The 15,946-nt window shown below is 40.0% G+C and carries 15 protein-coding genes; 3 read left to right on the top strand and 12 right to left on the bottom strand.

Going from position 1 to position 15,946, the window contains the following annotated elements; translation table 11 throughout:
• Positions 1 to 33 precede the first annotated feature (33 nt).
• Positions 34 to 1,041 carry a tetraacyldisaccharide 4'-kinase gene (gene lpxK / locus RM553_RS06320; RefSeq protein ID WP_311534110.1) on the top strand — a complete coding sequence of 336 codons (1,008 nt, stop codon included), beginning with the start codon at positions 34 to 36 and terminating at the stop codon, positions 1,039 to 1,041.
• A gap of 346 nt (positions 1,042 to 1,387) precedes the next feature.
• On the opposite strand, the gene RM553_RS06325 is transcribed toward lpxK, so the two are convergent.
• The 9 genes from RM553_RS06325 to RM553_RS06365 form a co-directional block, all read right to left on the bottom strand.
• Positions 1,388 to 3,619: a tetratricopeptide repeat-containing hybrid sensor histidine kinase/response regulator gene (locus tag RM553_RS06325; RefSeq protein WP_311534111.1), complete on the bottom strand. Its 2,232-nt coding sequence runs from the start codon at positions 3,617 to 3,619 to the stop codon at positions 1,388 to 1,390.
• Positions 3,620 to 3,654: 35 nt separating this feature from the next.
• Positions 3,655 to 4,662, bottom strand: coding sequence for a type I glyceraldehyde-3-phosphate dehydrogenase (gene gap, locus RM553_RS06330; protein WP_311534112.1), 1,008 nt, complete (start codon positions 4,660 to 4,662; stop codon positions 3,655 to 3,657).
• 6 nt (positions 4,663 to 4,668) lie between these two features.
• On the bottom strand, positions 4,669 to 5,547 hold the full coding sequence (gene lipA, locus RM553_RS06335) for a lipoyl synthase (RefSeq protein ID WP_311534113.1): 879 nt from the start codon (positions 5,545 to 5,547) through the stop codon (positions 4,669 to 4,671).
• Positions 5,548 to 5,623: 76 nt separating this feature from the next.
• On the bottom strand, positions 5,624 to 6,193 hold the full coding sequence (locus RM553_RS06340; RefSeq protein WP_311534114.1) for an RNA polymerase sigma factor: 570 nt from the start codon (positions 6,191 to 6,193) through the stop codon (positions 5,624 to 5,626).
• Positions 6,184 to 7,290 (bottom strand): glycosyltransferase, encoded by a 1,107-nt coding sequence (locus RM553_RS06345; RefSeq protein ID WP_311534115.1) that lies wholly within the window; start codon positions 7,288 to 7,290, stop codon positions 6,184 to 6,186. Before RM553_RS06345 ends, RM553_RS06340 begins: the two co-directional genes overlap by 10 nt.
• A gap of 5 nt (positions 7,291 to 7,295) precedes the next feature.
• Positions 7,296 to 7,505, bottom strand: a complete 210-nt coding sequence (locus RM553_RS06350) for a membrane or secreted protein (protein WP_311534116.1) — start codon at positions 7,503 to 7,505, stop codon at positions 7,296 to 7,298.
• Between the two features lie 136 nt (positions 7,506 to 7,641).
• Positions 7,642 to 8,655 carry a UDP-N-acetylmuramate dehydrogenase gene (gene murB, locus RM553_RS06355; protein WP_311534117.1) on the bottom strand — a complete coding sequence of 338 codons (1,014 nt, stop codon included), beginning with the start codon at positions 8,653 to 8,655 and terminating at the stop codon, positions 7,642 to 7,644.
• Position 8,656: 1 nt separating this feature from the next.
• Positions 8,657 to 9,850 carry a pyridoxal phosphate-dependent aminotransferase gene (locus tag RM553_RS06360; RefSeq protein WP_311534118.1) on the bottom strand — a complete coding sequence of 398 codons (1,194 nt, stop codon included), beginning with the start codon at positions 9,848 to 9,850 and terminating at the stop codon, positions 8,657 to 8,659.
• A 162-nt stretch (positions 9,851 to 10,012) separates the two neighbouring features.
• The gene (locus RM553_RS06365) at positions 10,013 to 10,399 is read right to left on the bottom strand and encodes a DUF1573 domain-containing protein (RefSeq protein WP_311534119.1); all 387 of its coding nucleotides are present in this window, start codon (positions 10,397 to 10,399) and stop codon (positions 10,013 to 10,015) included.
• Positions 10,400 to 10,534: 135 nt separating this feature from the next.
• Between RM553_RS06365 and RM553_RS06370 the strand changes: the two genes are divergently transcribed.
• Together RM553_RS06370 and RM553_RS06375 are read left to right on the top strand one after the other, a co-directional pair.
• Complete coding sequence (locus tag RM553_RS06370; RefSeq protein ID WP_311534120.1) at positions 10,535 to 13,165, top strand: valine--tRNA ligase; 2,631 nt, start codon at positions 10,535 to 10,537, stop codon at positions 13,163 to 13,165.
• A gap of 86 nt (positions 13,166 to 13,251) precedes the next feature.
• Positions 13,252 to 14,097, top strand: a complete 846-nt coding sequence (locus RM553_RS06375; protein ID WP_311534121.1) for a DUF1206 domain-containing protein — start codon at positions 13,252 to 13,254, stop codon at positions 14,095 to 14,097.
• A 116-nt stretch (positions 14,098 to 14,213) separates the two neighbouring features.
• Here the strand turns inward: RM553_RS06375 and RM553_RS06380 are convergent, their stop codons facing one another.
• Genes RM553_RS06380 through RM553_RS06390 form a run of 3 tightly spaced genes read right to left on the bottom strand, consistent with a single transcriptional unit; the run spans position 14,214 to position 15,943 of the window.
• The gene (locus RM553_RS06380; protein WP_311534122.1) at positions 14,214 to 14,486 is read right to left on the bottom strand and encodes an acyl-CoA-binding protein; all 273 of its coding nucleotides are present in this window, start codon (positions 14,484 to 14,486) and stop codon (positions 14,214 to 14,216) included.
• A 7-nt stretch (positions 14,487 to 14,493) separates the two neighbouring features.
• Positions 14,494 to 15,150, bottom strand: a complete 657-nt coding sequence (locus RM553_RS06385) for a phosphatidylserine decarboxylase family protein (RefSeq protein ID WP_311534123.1) — start codon at positions 15,148 to 15,150, stop codon at positions 14,494 to 14,496.
• Positions 15,140 to 15,943 (bottom strand): phosphatidate cytidylyltransferase, encoded by an 804-nt coding sequence (locus RM553_RS06390; protein ID WP_311534124.1) that lies wholly within the window; start codon positions 15,941 to 15,943, stop codon positions 15,140 to 15,142. Before RM553_RS06390 ends, RM553_RS06385 begins: the two co-directional genes overlap by 11 nt.
• Positions 15,944 to 15,946: the final 3 nt, after the last annotated feature.

Raw genomic sequence — 15,946 nt, forward strand, 5'->3', positions numbered from 1 at the left:
ATAATATTATAGATTTATTATACATTGCTGCCCATGGTGATACTTAGAAAACTACTTTTCCCATTTTCTTTGCTGTATGGAGGAATTACCTGGATGAGGAATTTCCTGTATAACAGCGGGATCTTTAAATCGAGAGAATATGAAACCCCTGTAATTTGCGTGGGTAATCTTAATACGGGAGGCACCGGAAAATCTCCTATGATAGAATTTTTGCTGAAAATGCTACTGCCGCAATATAAAGTGGCAACTTTATCCAGGGGTTACAAAAGAAAAAGTAAAGGCTATGCGGTTCTTAGCGGAAAGGAATCTGCGGAAGAAGTAGGGGATGAGCCCTTACAGTTTAAAACCAAATACGAAAAGGCAATTGTAGCTGTGGATGCCGACAGGAGAAATGGGATTTCCTGTTTAGCTGAAGAAAACCCTGAAGTTATTCTATTGGATGATGCTTTCCAGCATCGAAAGGTTAAAGCTGGGTTTAATATTTTACTTACAGCATATCATGATTTATATGTTGATGATGTGATGCTGCCCTCGGGGAACCTGCGAGAACCCTCCGCCGGTGCTGAAAGAGCAGAGGTGATAGTGGTAACTAAATGTCCTCCGGGACTGAAGGTGGCAGAAATGGAGCAAATCAGAAATAAAATTAAACCGCGCAACTATCAAAAATTATTCTTTAGCTATATTTCCTATGCTGAAGAAATTTTTGGAAAAGCAATTTCAAAACCAGTTAGTGATCTTCAAAAAGTGGAATTTACCCTGGTGACGGGAATTGCGAATCCTGTTCCGCTGCTGACATTTTTAAAAGAGAAAAAACTAAACTTCCAACATTTAAAGTTCCCCGATCATCATAATTTTTCTTCCGCGGAAATTGAGGAAATATCAGCGAAAAAATTAATTCTTACCACAGAAAAAGATTACATGAGATTGAAAAGCAGAATTCCCGCAGGAAAGTTGTGGTACCTTCCTATAACCACAAAATTTATAGCCAAGGAAAATGGTTTCAAAAGTGAAGTGGAAAAATTTATAAAGACAAATATTTGAAAAAAAAAGATTAATACATCTAATTTTTGCTCTTTATTGCCACGAATTTACGAATAGTTTCCAATGAGAATAAATAAGAAGAAGTAAGAGCGAAAGGTAAAAGACATGCTGTACGTTTCCGGGCTTCTGAATTTTATGAAGGCTACATTTTTCTATAGGCTTATTTTCTACCATCAGAAATACCGGTGTTATCTTCCTAAACTAAATTTCTGTTGAAGAAGAATAAAACATTAATCAAAACAAAATGAGGTGCGGGAAGCACCTCATTCTTTTCTGGCTAATTCAAACTATATGTCTTCTTATATAATTCTACTAGCCTGTTTGTTGCAAAGCATATGCCAAATCTTTATATCGCAGTTTGGCGGGCAGCGAGATATCGGTTAATTTTATGAAAAAATTCCTCGGTTTTATAAGGCTTGGGAATAATATCATTAAAGCCGTTGAGGTAAAATTCATCAAGATTTTCATCCAGCGTAACAGCGGTAAGGGCGATAATTGGTATTTCTTCGTTGAACTTTCTTATTTCTATAGTGGCTTCTATCCCGCTTATTCCCGGCATGTGAATGTCCATTAGAATAAGGTCAAAATGGTTGTTTTTAACCTTGTCTATTGCAATGGTCCCATTATCGGCAACATCGCAAATAACCTTATTCTTCTCCAGGATTTTCCTGGTAATCATTTGGTTAATTTTATTGTCTTCTACAATTAGAATCTTTTTACCAATCATAATATCATTAGACAGAGCTTCTGTTTTTTCTTGATCCACATTTTTAGACGCGGTTTTCTTAGCCGATTCCAACGCTTCAAATTTAAGTTCAAAAGTGAATTTAGATCCTTTCCCTAATTCACTTTCCAGGTGAATTTCACTATCCAGCAGGCTCAAAAGATTTTTTACAATAGACAGCCCGAGTCCTGTTCCTCCAAATTTGCGGTTTATTTGTGTAGAGCCCTGGGTGAAATTTTCGAAAATAGCTTTTTGCTTTTCTTTACTGATGCCTTCCCCGTTGTCTTTAATTTCAAACCCCAGGTAGACTTTTTTGTCATTCTGGTTAAGCTTGTTCACATTAATCCAGATGTCACCATTTTCAGTGAATTTAATTGAATTTCCGATCAGGTTAATAAGGATTTGCGAAATTTTAAGTGGATCACCTTTTAATTTACCCGGGATGGAATTATCGAAATTAAAATGAATTTTAGTTCCTTTTTCATCTGCGGAATTTTTCAGGGCGATAAGCACGTCAGAAATTCTTCTTTTTAGATTGAAAGTGCTCTCCATCAACTCCACTTTGTTAGCCTCCAGTTTGTTTAAATCCAGGATGTTGTTGATAAGAGAAAGCAGGTATTCGCCTGAAAATTTCAGGGAGTTAAGATGTTCTTTCTGGTTTTCTGTAGGGCTTTCTTCCAGGAGAAGGTGAGTTAACCCGGTAACCGCGTACAGCGGGGTACGCAGCTCGTGCGTAATGGTGCTTAAAAATTGTGCTTTGGCAAGCGAAGCCTTTTCAGCGTTTTCTTTGGCAAGGGTAAGTTCGGTGTTTTTCTTTTGCAAGAGGTCATTGGCCCGTGCCCTTAAATTGTTGTTCTTATAAAGGGAAAGCGTTAAAAGGGAGAGGATAGTTATTAAAGCCACACTTAAAATAGTGGTAAGCTTGTTAACCTTCAGGGATTTTTCCTGCTCGGCATTTTGAAGAGTGAGGGAGCTTAGAGTATTTTTTAAAGCGTCCTGCCCATATCTGCTGTTCGCTTCCTGCGCAAGTGCCTCCTCATTCATATTGTAAATGGAGTCTTTTTTAATATAGCTTTTTTGAAGATAGGCAAGGGCAGAATCTGGCTGATTTTTCATTTCAAAAATCTTGCTCATTCTCCTGTTGCCGCTAATAATCATTCCGCCGTAGCTGTTATTATTGGCTATTTGCAGGGATTCTTTGGCATTTTTTTCAGCTTCATCTAAATTGTTCAGATAAAGGTTTGCACTGGATTTAAAATAATTCAGGCGGCTTTTTTCATAGGCATTGCTAGTTCCGGAAAGATAAATTTCTGCATTATTAAAATTATTTAAAGCAGCTTTATAATCTGAATCTTCATGCAGCTGTAAAATTCCCCTGTTTAGGGCAACAAGGCCCAGTTGTTCCCGGTTATCGTGCTTTTCATAAATGTCTTCGGCATTTGAGAGATATTCGTAAGCCTTCCCATATTGTCCCTGGAAATCCAGGATTTTAGCATACTGGAGATAACTATATGCCAGGCCTATCTCATCTCCAATTTCCTTCTGAACAGAAATCGCATTGTTTATAAGGTCGCTGGCTTTTTTGTTATCATGCTTTATATAGTACAGATTGGCTAGAATACTGTTTGAAAGCGCCAGGTAACGTTTGTGATCTATCGTTTTCGCTAAGGCTATTGAAGAATCAAGTTCCTTCATAGCATTGTCAAAATTATATCGGAGGATTGAAGATTCGGCATCGCTTAGCAGCTGGTGAATCTTTTCGCTTACTTCGTCTTCATTTTTTACTTGACCCTGATAAGCAAAGGCAAAAGAGCATATTAAACAAAATAACAGGGATAGGTTTAAGTTCTTCATTTGGGTTTTTCGCAACTTAACGCTGCTAAATATAGTTAATTCTTGTTTATGAGAGAAATTAAATCCAGAAGTCTGCTTGAATATCCTATTTCATTATCATACCAGCCGATTAGCTTCACCAGTTTTCCCCCAATAACCGAGGTCATCTGGGCATCAAAAACGCAGCTGGGTGTCTGGTCCAGAATATCTACTGAAACGATAGGGTCTTCGGTATAGCTTAAAATTCCTTTTAGGGAAGTTTCAGAAGCTTCCTTAAATAACCTGTTTACTTCGGCTATAGAAGTTTCTTTTTCGACATTTAAAGTCATGTCGGTAAGGGAGCCATTGGGAACGGGCACTCTTATTCCGCAGCCGCCAATTACCTCACTTAAATCGGGAAAGATACGGGTTAAGGCTTTGGCTGCCCCGGTAGTGGTAGGGATGATGGACTGGGCAGCGGCACGGCTCCTCCTTAAATCACGGTGTGGCTTATCGTGCAAGCTTTGATCTGATGTATAGGAATGAACGGTAGTAATATATGCCTGGGTCACCCTCAGATGGTCGTGAATTACCTTTAACATTGGCGCGGCATTATTTGTGGTACAGGATGCGTTGGAAATAATTTTTTCTGAACCGTCCAAAAGATGCTCGTTAACCCCCAGAACAATCATTTTTATGGAATCATCTTCCGGAGGCACAGAAAGAATTACCTTTTTCACTCCTTCTTTTAAATGATGTTGAAGTGCTTCGGTGGTCTTAAATTTTCCTGAACATTCAATTACATAATCCACATGGTATTCCTGCCACGGAATTTCTTTGGGGTGAGAGTAATTCAATACTCTGGTAATGTTTCCTTCAATAGTAATTTTAGAATTCTCCCCAATTACCTTTTTGTTCAGTCTGCCGTGTATGCTATCATATTTAAGGAGATGGGTGAGCGTTTCGGCATTGGCAATATCGTTTACCGCCACAACATTAATTGCAGGGTTGTCTACCAGTAATCTGAATAAGCTACGCCCGATCCGCCCAAAACCGTTAATGGCAATATTAATGGGGGAGTTCATAAAGTTTTAGTTGATATGCTTTTGAGCTTTGTAAGAAGAACGAACCAGGGCACTGCTTTCCACATGCCTGAAGCCGAGATCCAACCCTATGGCTTCATATTTTTTAAATTGATCGGGAGTAATAAATTGTTTAACCGGCAGGTGTTTTTTACTTGGTTGCAGGTACTGGCCAATGGTAACCACATCCACGCCAGCTTTGCGAAGGTCATGCAAGGTTTCGATCACTTCTTGCTCTTTTTCACCAAGCCCAAGCATAATTCCCGATTTTGTACGATTAATTCCCTGTTCTTTTAAATACCTTAAAACTTCCAGGCTGCGCTCATATTTGGCCTGAATACGTACCTCGCGGGTAAGCCTTTTTACAGTTTCCATATTATGGGAAACCACTTCGGGCATTACTTCTACAATACGGTCTATATTTCGCTCATTCCCCTGAAAATCGGGTATAAGTGTTTCCAATGTGGTTTCAGGATTCATTCGCCGTATGGCTTTTACGGTTTCTGCCCAGATAATAGATCCCATATCTTTCAAATCATCCCGGTCTACACTTGTAATTACCGCATGCTTGATTTTCATCAATTTGATAGAACGGGCAACCTTTTCCGGCTCATCCCATTCCACGGTTTCTGGCCTGCCGGTTTTTACGCCACAAAATCCGCAGGAACGGGTACAAACGTTTCCAAGGATCATAAAGGTTGCGGTACCTTCACTCCAGCATTCGCCCATGTTAGGGCAGCTTCCTGAAGTACAAATGGTATGAAGGTCATATTTGTCGACCAGGCTCCTGAGTTCAGTGTATTTTTTTCCTGTAGGAAGTTTTACTCTCAGCCATTTCGGTTTTCCCTGAGGCTTGTTTTTTACGGGCGTAATAGTCTCTGTACTCATAGCAATATTCTGTTGTTCAAAGATACAATTTTATAACAAACTGCATAAGTTTAGACGAAGACGAAGGCAGATCTTACTAATGATTTCGGTTTTCAATAATTTCGGCCAAAAGCTTCTTTGCCCGCAGCAGTTTCACCTTCACGTTATTCATTGGCTCTTCCAGGTTTTCCGCGATTTCTTTATAGCTTTTCTCCTGAAAATACCTAAGGTTGATTACTTCCTGGTAATGAGGTTTTAGCTGCTTGATATCTGTTAAAAGCTGGGCAAGGTTCTGTTCATTAATAAGTTTGTCTTCTATGGAAGGCGTTTCGTCTGCAATGGTATAAACCTTATCTTCATCATGAGTTGTGGTGCGCGACCTTATTGAAGAATTTTTCTTCCGCAGCATGTCTACATGAATATTCTTGGAAATAGCGATTAACCAGGTGCTGAAAGAATAATTTTCATCAAAAGTTTCAATGCGGTTAAATGCTTTGGAAAATGTTTGGATGCTAATATCTTCAGCTTCATATTCATTACGGGTTTTTTTAAGCTGAAACCCATAAACATCATTCCAGAAACTATCCAGGAGATAATTAAATGCTGCCTGATTGCCGCCTTTCGCCTCCCTTATTTTTTTCAGGAGCTTTTCCGGGTTTATTTCCAATGAGTAGGTTTTGAGAAAATATTTGCAATAAAGATACCGAATTGGGTAATGATAAGAAACAATTCCATAAAAGGAAATAACCACACCACATCTTTCTCATCCAGTTTTTCTGCGGACTTAAAATACAATAATCCCTTAGTAATCAATACCACTCCAAAAATTGCCAATGCTATTTGCCAGTAGGCAGTAAGCAATAAAAATGGGAAAAACACCCAGAATCCTACCTGGGAAATATAAAAAAGGCTCAATAGCAGCTGGTGTTTCTTTTTATAATGTCCGGCTACCGAAATATGCCTTCTCTTTTGAGTGATCCATTTGCCAAAACTGTTTTTTGGAACACTCCTGGTGATGGACGAGTGATTATAGCAAAGGGCGGTGTTATCTGCAGTTGCGCATTCGTTGACGAAGAGGTCATCATCTCCGGATCTTAAATGAAGGTGTGCGGCAAAGCCATTCTGTTGGTAAAACTGGGCAGAAGTGTACGCCAGGTTGCGGCCAACTCCCATATAGGGAGAGCCAAGTTTTGCATAAGAAAAGTACTGGATCGCAGTAAGCATGGTTTCAAACCTGATAAGCTTGTTGAGTATGGAAGATTTGTTCTTAAAATAGCCGCCATATCCAAGAACAATGGATTTTTCGGGGTTGAAGTTTTTAGACATTTCACTAATCCAATTCTTAGATTGCGGGGCACAGTCGGCATCAGTAAAAAGAAGATGTTGATATTTGGCTTTTTTGATACCCAGGGTGAGGGCATACTTTTTATTGGCCCAAAAAGCTTCATTGTTTACCACATCTACAATTTGAATCCGGCCATCAAGTTGCTGATACTTTTCCATCACTTCCAGGGTATTGTCTACGGAAGCGTCATTAATAAGAATGACTTCAAAATGTGGATATTCCTGCTCCAGAATTGCCGGAAGAAAAGTATTGAGATTTTGTGCCTCGTTCTTTGCGCAAATGATAACAGAAACAGGTGCTTCTGTTTTTGGCGAAGAAGCCGTTTGCTGCCGTGCTGAGGCAAAACTGAAAAAAGTAAGAAAGTAAGTAAGGTTAATTGCTGCAAAAAGTACAAATACAGCCAAAAGAATTGTGGTCATTCAAATTAGCTGGCCTTTTTTGCGTCTGAAGAACAATTTCCAATTTCCTCCGGCATTTTGCCGCAATAGCTACAGGCTTCGCCTTCTTTATTTAAAAATGGGTTCTGGCTCGCGCAGGTTCCTGCAAATTTGCCATCTTTCTTTCCCCAGATTTTAATTGCGATTCCTGCAAAGGCCAGGGCTATTAATACGAAGCTTATTAAGAATAATTTCATGTCTCTGTTTTGTGTTTACAAAAATAAGAATAAAAATACCTTTGGGGAAACAAGGTAATAGAATATGATAATCTTTGTATTATTTAACGCAATTTTTGAACTAAATTCGCAGGTAAGCCTGCTAAAGCTCCGGTTTCTAGAAGATATTTACTTCTGGCTCGAGTTCCACACCAAATTTTTCCTTTACCTCCTGCTGAATCTTTTGTGATAATTGTAAAATTTCCCTTCCCGTAGCATTACCATAATTAACAAGAACCAGCGCCTGGTTTTTATGTACCCCGGCATCTCCTTCGCGGTAGCCTTTTAAACCTGCTTTTTCAATAAGCCAGCCTGCCGGAATTTTAATTTTTCCCGGATCAACCGGGTAAGACGGAATTTCCGGGAATTCCTTTTGAAGCCGGGTAAATTCTTCCTGGTCAATCACCGGATTCTTAAAAAAACTCCCGCTGTTCCCCAGCAGCTTTGGATCGGGCAATTTTTCCTGCCGGATAGCAATCACCGCGTCTGAAATGTCTTTTATTTTGGCGGAAAGGATCTTTTTTTGATCGAGGGCATTTTTTATAGCGCCATAACTGGTGCGCAGGATATGCTCATTTCTGGTTAGCCTGAACGTCACGCTGGTAATAATAAATTGTCCTTTTAAAGAAGTTTTGAAGATGGAATTCCGGTAGTCGAATTCGGTTTCTGCCTTGCTAAAACTGCGCTTTTCCAACGTTTGGATGTTTACTGCTTCGCATTCCTCAAAAACATCTTTTAATTCCACCCCATAGGCCCCGATGTTCTGGATTGGGGCAGTACCCACATTTCCCGGAATAAGTGACAAATTTTCCAGACCGCCCAGTTCCTGTTTTAATGTCCACAGTACAAATTGGTGCCAGTTTTCACCTGCGCAAGCCTTTACCAAAACCTCGTTGCCGGTTTCAGAAATAATTTTCCTGCCCTTCAGGTTTATGTGAAGAACGGTTTTGTTTACATCTGTTGTAAGCAACATATTGCTGCCGCCGCCCAGGATAAACAATTCTTCGGCATAAGTCTGCTTCAACACCTCTTTTAATTCTTCAACAGTATCTACAGATATAAATTTTTTCGCTTTTACATCTATTCCAAAAGTGTTGAATTCTTTTAAAGAAGCATTTTGCGCAACCCGCATACTATCGGTTTTTATATTGTTTTAAAGCTTCCTGAAGAATTTCTATGGCGCGCTCCAGGTTTTCCTTCTTTAAAACATAGGCAATCCTTACCTGGTTCATTCCTGTATTGGGAGTAGAATAGAAGCCGGCGGCGGGCGCCACCATTATCGTTTCATTATTTAACTGAAAGTCCTCCAACAGCCATTTTGCAAAATCTTCGGCATCATCTACAGGTAATTCGGCGATGCAATAAAATGCACCTTTAGGCTTGGCTACTTTAACGCCTTCAATTTTCTCCAGCCCTTCAACAAGGATATTTCTTCTAAGGGTATATTCTTCAATTACTTCATCAAAATAATCCTGTGGGGTTTCCAGCGCGGCTTCACTGGCAATTTGCGCAAAGGTGGGAGGGCTAAGCCTGGCCTGTGCAAACTTCATGGCGGCGCTTATCACTTCCTTGTTTTTAGAAACAAGGCAGCCTATGCGGGCACCGCACATGCTGTAGCGTTTGGAAACCGAATCTACCATAATGGCATGCTGCTCAAGGCCGGGAATGCTCATTATTGAATAATGCTTCACTCCTTCGTAGGCAAATTCGCGGTAAACTTCATCGGCAACTACAAAAATATCGTGTTTTATTGCCAGGTCTGCAATTTGCTGAATTTCCTCTTTGGTATAAAGATAACCCGTTGGATTGCCCGGGTTGCACAGAAGAATAGCTTTGGTCTTTTTAGTAATGAGCTTTTCGAATTCTGAAATTGCCGGGAGCGCGAAATTGTCTTCAAAAGAAGCATGAATCGGCACCACTTTCACGCCTGAAGCGGTGGCAAAACCATTGTAATTAGCGTAAAAAGGTTCAGGAATAATTACTTCGTCCCCGGGATCTGTTATGCTGCCCATGGTAAAAAGTAAAGCTTCTGAACCACCGGTGGTAATTATAATCTCATCGCTGTTTACAGGAATGTTATGCTTGCTGTAATACGCGGCAAGCTTCTCCCGGTAACTCTGGAATCCTGCGGAATGGCTGTAAGATAATATCTCCAGGTCACTATTTTTAACAGCGTTCAAGGCAACTTCCGGAGTTTTAATATCGGGTTGTCCAATGTTTAGCTGATATATTGTTTTTCCCTTTGCTATAGCTGCTTCCGCGTAAGGAACCAGTTTACGGATTGGAGATTCAGGCATTTGGAGGCCTTTTTGAGATATACTAGGCATAATGGTTTCAATTAATTGAAATGCAAAAGTGCAAAAATAATAGAAGAATAATAAGTTCTAAACTTAATAAATAGGAGGGCGGTTTTAGTTCTCCAGCGCAAGCCAACAAAAAACCTCCCGGGTTATCAGGAGGTTTTCTAAAAATTATAAAGTGTAATGGATTTAGCTTTCAGAGCCCTCATCTTCCACTACAGTGCCTTTTATTTTCAAAGCTTTGGTAGGTTCTTCAGTATTAGAATAAACAGTTACTGTTTTCCTGATCGGCCCAACCCGTTTGGTGTCGTATTTTACTTCAATTTTTCCTGTTTCGCCAGGTAAAATGGGGTTTCCTGGTTTTTTGGGAATGGTACAGCCACAACTGGATTTTACGTCTTCAATAACAAGGGGCTCATCCCCGGTGTTCGTGAATTCGAAAACGCGAACGCCGTCACTTCCTCTTTTTATTGTGCCATAATCAATGGTTTCAGACTTGAACTCCATCTTAGCCTGGGCCGAGGCAGTGCCTATTCCGGCTAGGATAAATACGGCAATCATTATTAAATTTTTCATAATTAATTGGTTTAAATAGATCTTGTAAAGATACTCCGAATTGAAAAATAGACCAAATTATAATCAATTCAACTTCTTTTAAAATCCTTTAGTTATAATTACTTTTGCCTTTATTTTCAAAAATCAGACCAAGATATGGCAATTGCTTCCCAATACAACGCAAAACAAGTAGAAGACAAGTGGTACAAATACTGGATGGAAAATGGCTATTTTCATTCTGAAGTAGACGAGCGGGAGCCTTATACTATTGTGATTCCGCCGCCAAACGTAACCGGTGTTTTGCACATGGGGCATATGCTTAACAATACTATACAGGATGTGCTGGTAAGAAGGGCACGGCTTAAAGGTTACAATGCCTGTTGGGTTCCGGGAACCGATCACGCTTCTATCGCTACCGAAGCGAAAGTGGTTGCAAAACTTAAAGCTGAAGGAATTAATAAAAATGACCTTAGCCGTGAGGAATTTCTACAGCATGCCTGGGAATGGACGCATAAACATGGCGGTATAATCCTGGAACAACTTAAAAAACTTGGTGCTTCCTGCGACTGGGAGCGAACCAAATTTACCATGGATGAAGATATGTCTGCTTCCGTGATTAAAGTCTTTATTGATTTATATGAAAAAGGGCTTATTTACCGTGGCTACCGTATGGTAAACTGGGATCCTGAGGCCAAAACCACGCTTTCTGATGAAGAGGTGATTTACCAGGAAAAGCAGGGGAATCTTTATTACCTGAACTACAAAATTGAAGGAAGCGAAGATTCGCTAACCATTGCTACCACCAGGCCGGAGACTATATTAGGAGATACCGCTATTTGTATAAATCCTAATGATGAACGTTTTACGCATCTAAAAGGTAAAAAGGCAATTGTACCAATCAACAACCGCGTAATTCCTGTTATTGAAGATGAATATGTAGATGTGGAATTTGGTACGGGTTGTTTGAAAGTGACCCCGGCTCATGATGAAAATGATAAAATGCTGGGGGATAAGCACAACCTGGAGGTGATCGATATTTTTAACGATGACGCCACGCTTAATTCCTACGGACTGCATTATGAGGGAGAAGACAGGTTTGTGGTTCGCAAGGAAATTACCAAAGAACTGGAAGAGCTAGGGGTATTACAGAAAATTGAAGAGCATACTAACAAAGTAGGGACCAGTGAGCGTACCGGGGCGGTGATTGAACCAAAACTCAGCGACCAGTGGTTTCTTAAAATGAAAGATCTGGCTCAACCAGCTATAAAAGCTGTGGTTGGCGACGATATTAACCTGGTTCCAGACAAATTCCTGAATACCTATAAGCACTGGATGGAAAACGTGAGGGACTGGAATGTTTCCCGTCAGCTTTGGTGGGGGCACCAGATCCCCGCATATTTTTATGGTGATGGGAAAGAAGAATTTGTAGTGGCCGAGACTTTGGAAGCTGCGTTGGAAAAAGCGAAAGAAAAGACAGGCAATCAAAGATTGCAAATTTCAGACCTTACTCAGGATAAAGACGCGCTGGATACCTGGTTTTCTTCATGGCTATGGCCAATGAGTGTTTTTAACGGAATCCTGGAACCGGAAAATAAGGAAATTCAATATTATTACCCTACCAACGATCTTGTGACAGCACCGGAAATCCTCTTTTTCTGGGTGGCCCGTATGATCATGGCAGGTTATGAATACCGCGGCGAGCGTCCCTTTAAAAATGTTTACTTAACCGGAATTGTTAGGGATAAGCAACGCCGGAAAATGTCTAAATCTCTTGGGAATTCTCCAGATCCTCTTGGTTTAATTGAACAATATGGCGCAGATGGTGTAAGAGTGGGAATGCTTCTAAGTTCGCCGGCAGGGAACGATCTGATGTTTGATGAAGATCTTTGTAAGCAGGGAAGCGCCTTTACCAATAAAATCTGGAATGCCTTCAGGCTTGTGAAGGGTTGGGAGGTTTCTGAAGAAAAGGAGCAGCCGGAGACAGCGAAAATTGCCATTAAATGGTACCGGGCGAAATTTCAGAAGACGCTTCAGGAAATCGAAGATCATTTTTCCAGGTACAGGATTAGCGATGCCCTTATGGCGACCTATAAACTGGTTTGGGACGATTACTGTTCCTGGTTCCTGGAAATGGTAAAACCTGGATTTGGAGAGCCTGTAGATGGAGAAACTTTTAAAGAAGTTATTGCCATTTTGGAAGATAATCTTAAAATTTTACATCCTTTTATTCCTTTCGCTTCGGAAGAAATCTGGCAGGAAATTACTGGAAGAACTCCTGCAGAGGCTTTAATAATTGCAGAATGGCCGGAATTGGAATCTTTTGATGAAGGTATTATTTCTGAATTTGCAGTGGCTTCTGAAGTTGTTACAGGAATAAGGAAAATAAGGAAGGAGAAAAATATTTCATTTAAAAATGAAGTGGAATTCAAAGTTTTAAATAATGAAAGAACTTCAACTTATTTTGATCCCGTAATAATTAAAATGGGTAATCTTTCTGCCTTGGAATATGTAGAAAAACAGGTGGAAGGAGCACTTTCTTTCCGCGTAAAATCCAACGATTATTTTATCCCGGTGACCGGCGCCATAGATGTGGAGGCTGAAATTAAAAAACTGGAAGAGGAATTGAATTATACTGAAGGTTTCCTGAAATCTGTAGATAAAAAGCTTTCCAATGAGCGTTTTGTAAACAACGCGCCAGAAAAAGTAGTGGCTGTGGAAAAAGCGAAGAAAGCCGACGCAGAAGCCAAAATAGAGGCCTTAAAAGCCAGTCTGGCCAGTTTAAAGTAAAGTTTGTTGTGTAGTTCCTTAGCGCTGTAATTTTTTGTTGAGAAATCCCGGTTTTTAAAATATTCAAAAATCTTTACCTTGTACTTATGTCGCAATTACCTGGTAAAGGAAATCGGAAAAGGTTTATCAGATACCTTCCCATTTATGGCTGTATCTCTACAGGGGTCATTTATGTGGCCGTGGGAGTAATTGCTATTCTTTCGCTTTTAAGGATTAAACAGGGAGGTGCAAGCGAAAATAGTTTCCTGCTCTCTTTAAGTAACTACACCTTCGGGAATGTTCTGGTATTTTTAATCCTGTTAGGAATGCTAAGCTATTTTGCATGGCGGATATATGAAAGTGTTAAAGATCCTTACAAATATGGTAGTAACTGGAGAGGACTAGGGCACAGGGCCGGGATTTGCCTGAGTTCATTAGCTGATGGTTTAATAGCTTATTCTGCCTTTATGGTTTTGCTGGGCCTGAGTGAATTTGAAGAAACCGGCAGGCCTGAACAACAGCGGGAAATGATTGGCGGGATGCTTCATAAAAACTGGGGAGAGTGGCTGGTAATTAGTCTTGGGATCGTTATAATGGGAACTGCGCTGGTGCAGTTATTTTATGGAATGACGAGGGGCTACAGGGAACGCCTGGATATTGCCCGCTATAGAAAGGAGTGGAAAAAGCTGATATTTCTCCTGGCAAAAATTGGTTATTTATGCCGCGGTATTATTTTGGGGATCATCGGTTTCTTTTTTATAAAAGCCGGATTTACAGATAATGAACAGTATGTGGTAAATACAGATAAAGCTTTTAATTTTATAGGGGACCACTGGGGGAAACTGCCTTTTGCACTGGTGGCTGTTGGTACAGTATGCTACGGGCTTTTTATGTTTGCAATGGGCTTTACCTACGATGTGGATAACGACCCTACAGATCCCGGTTTCGGCTAAATTGAAGAAAGAAAGCTAACTTCTACATTTAAATTATCTGTTGAAAATAGGAAGATAAAGCTGCCAGGCTTATTTTTTAAATTTCGCGGATTGAGAGCGGGAACTTATTGGTTAAACTATTCAATGCTGCCAATATTTTCTTCTACAAGTTCTATGTATTTTTCCTGAGCTTCTTCTTTGCTCAGGTTCTTTACCTGTATAAGCGCATTTACTTTAAAAGCCGAACGTAGGTCGCCCTCGCTGGTAGGAGGAATATAGAAACCATTTTTTTCTGTAGCACGCTTATAATAAGCATAAAAGTGGAGCAAAACATCTGGTGGAAATTTTTGCTGTGTTTTGCTGGCCATACGATAGGCCTTTCGGAATTTTGTTTCTAGATCTTCCGGCATAATTCAATTAATCCTGTATTTTTCCAATAACACTTAATCCTCCCTTTACCTTTTGATTAAGTGCTACTTCAATTGGAGTGCCTATTGGCATAAAAACGTCTACCCGAGACCCGAATTTTATAAATCCGCTGTCGCTTCCCTGGGTAACTTCCTGCCCTTCTTCGGCATAATTCACAATACGCTTGGCCATAGCTCCTGCAATCTGCCTGTAAAGGATTTCCCCGGCAACTTCATTTTCCACAACTACCGTAGTGCGTTCATTTTCTTCACTGGATTTTGGATGCCACGCCACCAGAAATTTCCCGGGATGATATTTGCTGAATTTCACCCTGCCCCCAACAGGATGCCTGGTAACATGTACGTTAATTGGTGACATGAAAATGGAAACCTGCAAGCGCTTATCCTTAAAATATTCTTTTTCGTAAACTTCTTCAATCACCACAACTTTTCCATCTACCGGTGCTACAATATTGCGGCTGTTAATCTCTGTCCTTCTTGTAGGATTCCGAAAAAACTGAATGATCAATAAAAACAAAATAACCGAAAGTACCAGGATGGAAAATTTTATCCAGTAGGTATTTATTAACGTGTAGGTAATGATGTTTATTGCAATTAGTAAAATTGCAGTAAGCGTCATGATCTTGTAACCTTCTTTATGAAACATAATCTAGCATGTATAAATAGGCATAAACAAAAGGGCTGGCAAAGATAATGCTGTCCAGCCTGTCAAAAAGGCCACCATGGCCCGGCATTAATTTTCCGCTGTCTTTAACTCCAGCCTGCCTTTTGAATTTTGACTGTATCAAATCCCCCAGGGTACCAAAAATACTCAATATTATGGCTAATCCCAACCAGATGGGAAAAGTTAAGAACTGGGTGTAAAAAAAGATAAAGTAGCTGGCAACGCAGCTAAATACAAGTCCGCCCATAAAACCTTCAATAGTTTTGTTGGGAGAGATGCGTTCAAAAAGTTTGCGGCGGCCAAAGTTTTTGCCTACGATAAAGGCAAATGTGTCGTTGGTCCATATAAGAACAAAAATCCCCACCACCAGTTTTGGAATAAAAACGCCTTCAATAGTAGGTATCAGCGTTAAAAATATAACCGAGGAAATAAGATAAAATATAATGATGATGTACTTCTTTTTTTCGAAGACCGGGATTTTGTTCACCACCATTAAATCTTTGACTAAAAACAGGTTTACAAAAATGGTGATAAGCAGCAGGAGAACGGTGGCGTCCTGGTTAAATTTTAAATAACTGAAAAGGTAAAATAACAGTGCCTGCACCGCGTAAAGAGCATAGCTTTTTAACCTGAGCAACTTCTGCATTTCGATTAAACATACCAGGCCCAGCAGGTAAAAAAGAGTGATAAAAATAAATTCAGAAGAAAGAATGGAAGCTACCAATATGGAAATATACAGTAATCCCGAGACGGTTCTGATTATAGCTTCCCTCATATA

Source organism: Autumnicola tepida, assembly GCF_031846485.1.
Taxonomy (GTDB): domain Bacteria; phylum Bacteroidota; class Bacteroidia; order Flavobacteriales; family Flavobacteriaceae; genus Autumnicola; species Autumnicola tepida.

Excerpts from the sequence above, each read along its gene's own strand:
- lpxK (WP_311534110.1), top strand. The coding sequence starts at position 34 with ATGGTGATACTTAGAAAACTACTTTTCCCATTTTCTTTGCTGTATGGA.
- RM553_RS06325 (WP_311534111.1), bottom strand. The coding sequence starts at position 3,619 with ATGAAGAACTTAAACCTATCCCTGTTATTTTGTTTAATATGCTCTTTT.
- gap (WP_311534112.1), bottom strand. The coding sequence starts at position 4,662 with ATGAACTCCCCCATTAATATTGCCATTAACGGTTTTGGGCGGATCGGG.
- lipA (WP_311534113.1), bottom strand. The coding sequence starts at position 5,547 with ATGAGTACAGAGACTATTACGCCCGTAAAAAACAAGCCTCAGGGAAAA.
- RM553_RS06345 (WP_311534115.1), bottom strand. The coding sequence starts at position 7,290 with ATGACCACAATTCTTTTGGCTGTATTTGTACTTTTTGCAGCAATTAAC.
- RM553_RS06350 (WP_311534116.1), bottom strand. The coding sequence starts at position 7,505 with ATGAAATTATTCTTAATAAGCTTCGTATTAATAGCCCTGGCCTTTGCA.
- murB (WP_311534117.1), bottom strand. The coding sequence starts at position 8,655 with ATGCGGGTTGCGCAAAATGCTTCTTTAAAAGAATTCAACACTTTTGGA.
- RM553_RS06360 (WP_311534118.1), bottom strand. The coding sequence starts at position 9,850 with ATGCCTAGTATATCTCAAAAAGGCCTCCAAATGCCTGAATCTCCAATC.
- RM553_RS06365 (WP_311534119.1), bottom strand. The coding sequence starts at position 10,399 with ATGAAAAATTTAATAATGATTGCCGTATTTATCCTAGCCGGAATAGGC.
- RM553_RS06370 (WP_311534120.1), top strand. The coding sequence starts at position 10,535 with ATGGCAATTGCTTCCCAATACAACGCAAAACAAGTAGAAGACAAGTGG.
- RM553_RS06375 (WP_311534121.1), top strand. The coding sequence starts at position 13,252 with ATGTCGCAATTACCTGGTAAAGGAAATCGGAAAAGGTTTATCAGATAC.
- RM553_RS06380 (WP_311534122.1), bottom strand. The coding sequence starts at position 14,486 with ATGCCGGAAGATCTAGAAACAAAATTCCGAAAGGCCTATCGTATGGCC.
- RM553_RS06385 (WP_311534123.1), bottom strand. The coding sequence starts at position 15,150 with ATGTTTCATAAAGAAGGTTACAAGATCATGACGCTTACTGCAATTTTA.
- RM553_RS06390 (WP_311534124.1), bottom strand. The coding sequence starts at position 15,943 with ATGAGGGAAGCTATAATCAGAACCGTCTCGGGATTACTGTATATTTCC.